The organism is Neptuniibacter marinus (genome assembly GCF_001597725.1).
Classification (GTDB): Bacteria; Pseudomonadota; Gammaproteobacteria; order Pseudomonadales; family Balneatricaceae; genus Neptuniibacter; species Neptuniibacter marinus.
Genome location: NZ_LUTR01000044.1, coordinates 1 through 1,441, shown reverse-complemented (window position 1 = coordinate 1,441; position 1,441 = coordinate 1). Strand labels below are relative to the sequence as shown.

The window sequence follows — 1,441 nt, the reverse complement described above, 5'->3', positions numbered from 1 at the left end:
AGAATTTAGCCCAGATCTAAACTGACAGACACCAGATAAAAAACGGGTAACTGTCAGATCAAGTCTGAGCTACTACACTTTAAGGCACCGTAGAGATTTTTTGTCGTCTAACGGTCCGCTAAAACACAAACTTCCTTCAACCTCCCTAGGCGTTTCGTTTCCATAGTAAGGGTTTTCCATACGATCAAGTTCAAGCTTAAAGTGATGCACTTGATTAAACAGCGCCAACTTCGCCTCGAAGTCTTGGAACCTAGCAACATACTCAGCATATTGAGGCGAAGACACCGCAATCAAAATGCTGCCTACATAATTTCTTAGTTTTGACGTAGAAGGGGAGTTGCTATGACTTAGGTCGATTTGTTTTGCAAAATCAGCCGGCGATAATAGAGCTAACCGCTCTAGATTTAAGTATGTGGGCGCTACCGAATTAATGGTCATATTCGGCTTGTAGAACATTCGGGTTATCCATCCTGGAACCTTACTTCCACTTTCAAAGAACTCGGGATGTTTATCTAAACTTTTGAACGTGTAGTAAGACATGCCGAACTCTCTCGATGCGATCATGGAGAAACTCTTTTCCGATGGACTTAAAGCAGGAATCCGTTTAACAACAGCTTCATCATTAGTCAGAATGATGCTCATAACATCGATAATTTCTGAGAGTTTCATGAGAAACACCAGTTTCCCAATCAAGTTATCCTGCAACACCATTGCTCGTCTTAGTTGGGAAAATTGAAGCGATAACGCATCAATCGCCTCCGTCGCGTTCCCACCGCTATAAACAGATATAGCTTCAAGTATCTTTATACGTTCGGCTGCAGCAATGTATTGGTAAGGCGGGAATAACTCATGAATTGTCGGCTTCGAAAGGGTAGTGTACTCATCAAACTCAATGAATTTATTTGATCTAGCAACCAGCAAACGGTGCTCGCTTAATAGGTTTTCAATATCAAATGGTAATGAAAAAAGGGACGCCAGACAGCCACGCTCCGAAGCGTTACAAAACGCATCTCCCGTTGGTAAGGGTATTTTTTCGGCATCGGGATAGTCTGTAACCGTATAAGACGCGTCGACATCTAATTTTCGATACTCTTCTAAAAGCTGACTACCGACCTTGAGCGGGTCGTCCGCTTCACTGGCAAAGATCCCATATAGATAAAGAAATGACTCACTCGTCCCCTCACTATCAAGGCGATCAATCAGCCTAATCGATTCCTCACTTAGGTCATCATCAACTTGCGCAATCAATACAACAACAGCGAAGAGGGGAATTAGGATAGCGAGTAGTTTTTTCATAATAAAATATAACGCCCGCATTTGCGGCTGGTTTGAGCGTAGCGGAAAACCAGTCCGACAACATGCGCTTGTGTACGCCCAGCATGGGCATGAACTAATGAGGTGAAAGTCCTCTGTAGGAAGGTCACCATCCATAGCGATTTAT

1 protein-coding gene is annotated in these 1,441 nt (G+C 43.3%); it reads right to left on the bottom strand.

Going from position 1 to position 1,441, the window contains the following annotated elements; genetic code table 11:
* Window positions 1-72: 72 nt before the first annotated feature.
* A complete protein-coding gene (locus A3774_RS15940; RefSeq protein ID WP_067870021.1) occupies window positions 73-1,296 on the bottom strand; it encodes a hypothetical protein in 1,224 nt (407 codons plus the stop codon).
* Window positions 1,297-1,441: the final 145 nt, after the last annotated feature.

Bases quoted from the DNA above. Each gene is read 5' to 3' on its own strand.
- A3774_RS15940 (WP_067870021.1), bottom strand. From the start codon at position 1,296: ATGAAAAAACTACTCGCTATCCTAATTCCCCTCTTCGCTGTTGTTGTA.